The organism is Arthrobacter sp. TB 26, assembly GCF_000427315.1.
In the GTDB taxonomy this organism is placed as follows: Bacteria; Actinomycetota; Actinomycetes; order Actinomycetales; family Micrococcaceae; genus Arthrobacter.
Genome location: NZ_AUPJ01000109.1, coordinates 1 through 739, shown reverse-complemented (window position 1 = coordinate 739; position 739 = coordinate 1). Strand labels below are relative to the sequence as shown.

1 protein-coding gene is annotated in these 739 nt (G+C 68.3%); it reads left to right on the top strand.

Annotated elements, in window-relative coordinates:
* The first annotated feature begins 89 nt into the window (after window positions 1-89).
* Window positions 90-722 carry an O-methyltransferase gene (locus K789_RS0103150; RefSeq protein WP_024365481.1) on the top strand — a complete coding sequence of 211 codons (633 nt, stop codon included), beginning with the start codon at window positions 90-92 and terminating at the stop codon, window positions 720-722.
* Window positions 723-739: the final 17 nt, after the last annotated feature.

Genomic DNA, 739 nt, shown 5'->3' with positions numbered 1-739 from the left:
CCGCCACAGCGGGGGCGCCTCCCTGCCGGGTCCCACCTGACACAGTACGCTGGAGTGAACAATCCCCTGCCGCCCAGAAAGCGAATTCCATGAGCGCCGATAAGTCCACGAGCTGGTCCTATGCAGAAGATCTGCCTGCCGAGGATGAGGTCATGCTGCACGCGCGCGAACGGTCCTTCGAACTGGGCGTCACCCCGGTCGGCCCCGGCGTCGGGGCGGTCCTGACTGTCCTGGCCGCTGCGTCAAAGGCCCAGACAGCGGTCGAAATCGGCACCGGCGCGGGCGTCTCCGGCGTCTGCATCCTGCGTGGACTGGGTCCGCACGCCGTGCTGACCACTATCGACGTCGACGTCGAGCACCTCAAAGCCGCCCGCGAAGCGTTCCAGGAGGCCGGCAGCCCGGCCAACCGGACGCGGACCATTTCCGGCCGTGCCCGCGACGTCCTCCCCCGGCTGACGGACAGCGCCTACGACCTTGTCTTCATCGACGCGGACAAGCCGAACTACCCCGGCTATGTGGAACAGGCCATCCGGCTGCTGAAGTCCGGCGGCCTGCTGATCGTCAACGATGCGCTGGACAAGGACCGCGTCGCCAACCCGGCCGCGCGCGAGGCCACCACCGTGGTCCTGCGCCAGGTGGGCAAGTCCATCCGCGAAGACGACCGCCTCGCGTCGGCCATGCTGCCCACCGGCGACGGCCTGCTGGTCGCCGTCAAGAAATAGCAGGCACGAAGCAGCAG